The sequence below is a fragment of the Streptomyces odonnellii genome, assembly GCF_000981895.1.
GTDB lineage: Bacteria > Actinomycetota > Actinomycetes > Streptomycetales > Streptomycetaceae > Streptomyces > Streptomyces odonnellii.
In genome coordinates, this window is record NZ_LATD01000335.1 from 1 (window position 1) to 3,602 (window position 3,602).

Here is a 3,602-nt window from a genome sequence, read left to right on the forward strand (position 1 = left end):
CCCCGGGGGGTCTGGGGCCCCGGGGGGGGCCGGTCCGCCCGTCGGCGCTCCGCCGCCCGAAGGCCGTACCGCGCTCAGCGCGCAGCCGCGCCCCGTTCCGCCCGCGTTCCTGGAAGTCCGTACGCGTCAACCCTCGTCCCGCAAGAGGAGACATCCGGTGGAAATCATCGTGCGCGACACCTTATGCCCGCACCATCCGGACGAGCCCGTGGACATACCGGCCCGGCCGCGCGCCGCGGTCCTGGACGGCACACTCGGAGAAGTCACCGTCATCACCGGCACCCTGCCCGCGGCACCCCCCGCGGCCACCGCGCCTCCCGCTCATGAGCCACCCGCTCCCGCGGCGCCCGCTCAGGACGCTCCCGCACCGGACCCGCCGCCCTGGTCCGCCTCAACGCAGCCGACTTCGGCGTTCCCCAGACGCGGAAGCGGGCGATCCTGCTCGCCTCCCGGGTCCGTACGGCACAGCCTCCCACGCCCACGCACTCCCAAGCCGCTGAACCTGACTCGCTGTTCGGGCCGGGCCGCGCCCGCTGGGTCAGCATGGCCGAGTCCCTGGGATGGGGCGCGACCGACCGGCCCGTCCCCACCGTCTGCGCCGGCGGCGGACCCGAACCGTTCCCTTCGGGCTCCCGCAAGACGCTGTCCGACGCCCGGGAGCGCGGCACATGGATGCCCCAGCCGCACGGAGCAGTCGCGCAGTCCCGCCGTGAAGGAGCCGGACGGGCGGCCCGGCACGGCATCCGTGAGAACCGTGCTGCCACCGCCCCGGCGCCGACGTCCACCGCCGAGACCCACGGCTGGTCCTGGTCGCTGTGCAGCAACAACCAGACCAACGCCACCAACGGACGCGCCGGCGCTGCCGGCGCCGATCCGGATCACTGCCCGCGAGGCGGGCATCCTGCAGACCTTCCCGGCCGACTACCCCTGGGCCGGGAACAAAGGCCAGGTCTTCAGCCAGATCGGCAACGCTGTCCCGCCCCTGCTCGCCGGCCGCCTCCTCGCCCCGCACCTCGGCGTCACCCTCGGCCCCGACGACTTCACCCTCGCTTCCTAATGCTGTTGTCAAGCCGTCGGAGTGCGACTCATGTGCCAGGTGAGTACGAGGTCATGTGCTCACCTGGTGTCCTCGACACCGGCCATGTCGTACTCGTCGATGTCGAGCTCGGCTCCGGTGGCGCTGAGGAAGTCCAGGACCTTGCGGTCCAGGTGCCAACCAAAGAGGTTGGGGGCGTCCGCTGCGCCTGGCTGGGCTTGGTCGGTGTCGTTGAAGTAGCGCACGATTTGGAGCACAGCTCCGCCGCCGGTGCGGGCCAGCTGCCCGGTGAGGTCGCGAATGCGGTCCGTGTGGGGCTGGAGCCTGTCGAGAATCCGGGTGATCTGCTCGTCGACGCGCAGACCCGGCTCCCGGCAGACAACCATCCACGAGTGGTCGACCGGAACCACCGTCGGCTCGGTGAACCGGCTGCCGCGAACAGCCACCTCGTCAGGAGTGATGCCCAGCTGGGAGGTCATGTCGTCTGCCGAGGTGTGCCGGCTGAACAGCGCGAAGTAGGCGTACTGGCGAAGTGGCATCCCGTGGAGGATAGCCGCGCGGGAAATGGGCCGACCGTGATTATGCGTGTCCAGCAGTCAGGCGGCCTCGGTGACCGAAGGCGTGACCTCGTAGCACCGTCGGTCTCGGATCAGGGCCCAGATGACGTTGACGCGTCGGCGGGCGAGGGCGAGCACGGCCTGGACGTGCTTCTTGCCTTCGGCGCGTTTGCGGTCGTAGAACTTCCGCGAGTTCGGGTCGTAGCGGACGCTGACCAGCGCGGAGGTGTAAAAGACGCGCTGGAGCCTTCGGTGGTAGGTGATCGGCCGGTGAAGGTTGCCACTGACCTTGCCCGAGTCACGAGGCGCCGGGGCGACGTCGGCGAAGGCCGCCAGAGCGTCCGGGGAGTCGAACTCGTCCAGGCTGCCGCCGACGGCGGCGAGGAACTCCGCACCGAAGACTGCCCCGATGCCAGGGACGCTCAGAACGATATCGGCGAGTTCGTGCTCGCGAAACCGGCCCTCGATGAGCTTGTCCATCTCGGAAACCTGCTCGTTGAGGGCCATCACCTCCTCGGCCAAGGTGTGCACCAGCTTCGCGATGGTCTTCTCCCCGGAGACGGCCGTGTGCTGGCGTTCGGCGGCCTCGACCGCGGCTTCGGCCAAGGATCTCGCGTTGTGGACCTTGCGGTTGGCCAGCCCGGTAGTCAGCCGCAAGATCCCGGCGCGGCGGATCGCGGCCGGGGTCTGGTAGCCCGTCAGCAGCCTGAGAGGCCCAGTGTTGGTGACCTCCAGGGCCCGCTCCAAGGCGGGAAACATGCTCAGCAGGGTGCCGCGCAAGCGGTTCACTGCACGGGTGCAGTCTTCGACCAGGTCGGCCCGGCGTCCGGTCAGCAGCTTGAGCTCGACGGCGGCTTCGTCGCCAGGACGGATGGGCCGCAGGTCGCGGCGCATCCTGGCCTGGTCGGCGATGACGTAGGCGTCGCGGGCATCGGTCTTGCCCTCGCCGCGGTAGCCGTCAGAGGCCCGGTTCACCAGTCGGCCGGGCATGTAGAGGACTTCCTGGCCGTGGTTGATCAGCAGGGCCAGCAGCAGCGCGGGTTCCCCGCCGGTCATGTCGATGGCCCAGGTGACCGTTCGGCCGTCGGCCAGGTCGAGCACGTCACCGATCAGTTTCAGCAGCTCGGGCTCGTCGTTGGCGACCCGCCGCGACAGCAGCGTCCTTCCGTCCGCATCCAGGACGAGGCCGTGATGGTGGCCCTTGCCGCTGTCGATCCCCGCCCATATCCGGCTCATAGCGCTCCTGACGTGCTTGTTCTTACTGTGCGTGCCACGGACGACCTCGCCGGCATTGCTCTACGCAGCGACTTGTTCGCACTTCCTAATCGGCGGCCGAGTCGTCGTGGGGTGCTGGGCGGCAAAGCGAGGCAAGCCACGAGACGGCAGCCGCCTGATAGCCACACCCAGCACCCCTGGGCGACCCAACCCTACGAATGGCTCGATCAACCCGATCAAGACGGTAGAGCCGCCTGATGCCCCACACCCCCGAATCCGACGAAGACGACCTCGACGCCATTGCGCCGCCGCAGCCGGTGTTCCACGCCGAGCAGGCCCTCCTGGGCGCCCTCCTCCTCGATCCGCACCGGTTCCGCGACGTGACCGGCATCTGCGCCGACTCGTTCTCCACCGCCGCGCACGCCGCCGTGTTCGCCGCGATCAGCACACTGCCCCCCGCCCGACCCTGTCGAGCACACGAAGAACACCACATGGCTCGACCACGTGCTCGCCACAGGGCGCAAGCAGGCGCGCGGACTGACCGCCTCCTACCTTCACACCCTCGCCCAGGCATGCCCCCGGCCCCGCCACGCACCGGCCTACGCACGGATCGTCGAGGCCGAACACGCCCGCCGCCAGTTGCAGACGGCCGCCGAACACCTCGTCGAGACCGTCCACGACGCCTCCCTCCCGCACCCCGTCCAGACGGTGCTCGCCGAGGCCGACGCACTCGCCTCAGTCGTGGACGACATCGCGAACCGCTTCCCCCCGCGCACCGGCGTCCCGCCCCGCAC

3 protein-coding genes and 2 pseudogenes are annotated in these 3,602 nt (G+C 69.9%); 2 read left to right on the forward strand and 3 right to left on the reverse strand.

All coding sequences use genetic code 11. The features are described from left to right. Positions 1-390: 390 nt before the first annotated feature. Positions 391-1,057 (forward strand): annotated as a pseudogene (locus WH07_RS38165) (DNA cytosine methyltransferase); the annotation flags it as partial. Positions 1,058-1,116: 59 nt separating this feature from the next. On the opposite strand, the gene WH07_RS28200 reads toward WH07_RS38165, so the two are convergent. From WH07_RS28200 to WH07_RS41820, 3 genes are all read right to left on the reverse strand, one after another. Then, entirely contained in the window at positions 1,117-1,575 is a 459-nt protein-coding gene (locus WH07_RS28200) for a DUF4279 domain-containing protein (protein WP_046505912.1), read from the reverse strand. A 57-nt stretch (positions 1,576-1,632) separates the two neighbouring features. Further along, complete coding sequence (locus WH07_RS28205) at positions 1,633-2,829, reverse strand: IS110 family RNA-guided transposase (RefSeq protein WP_046505914.1); 1,197 nt, start codon at positions 2,827-2,829, stop codon at positions 1,633-1,635. A gap of 215 nt (positions 2,830-3,044) precedes the next feature. Then, positions 3,045-3,176 carry a hypothetical protein gene (locus tag WH07_RS41820; RefSeq protein ID WP_269801392.1) on the reverse strand — a complete coding sequence of 44 codons (132 nt, stop codon included), beginning with the start codon at positions 3,174-3,176 and terminating at the stop codon, positions 3,045-3,047. Here WH07_RS41820 and WH07_RS28210 point away from each other — a divergent pair. Then, positions 3,126-3,602 (forward strand): annotated as a pseudogene (locus WH07_RS28210) (DnaB-like helicase N-terminal domain-containing protein); the annotation flags it as partial. The gene WH07_RS41820 and the pseudogene WH07_RS28210 sit on opposite strands and share 51 nt — an antisense overlap.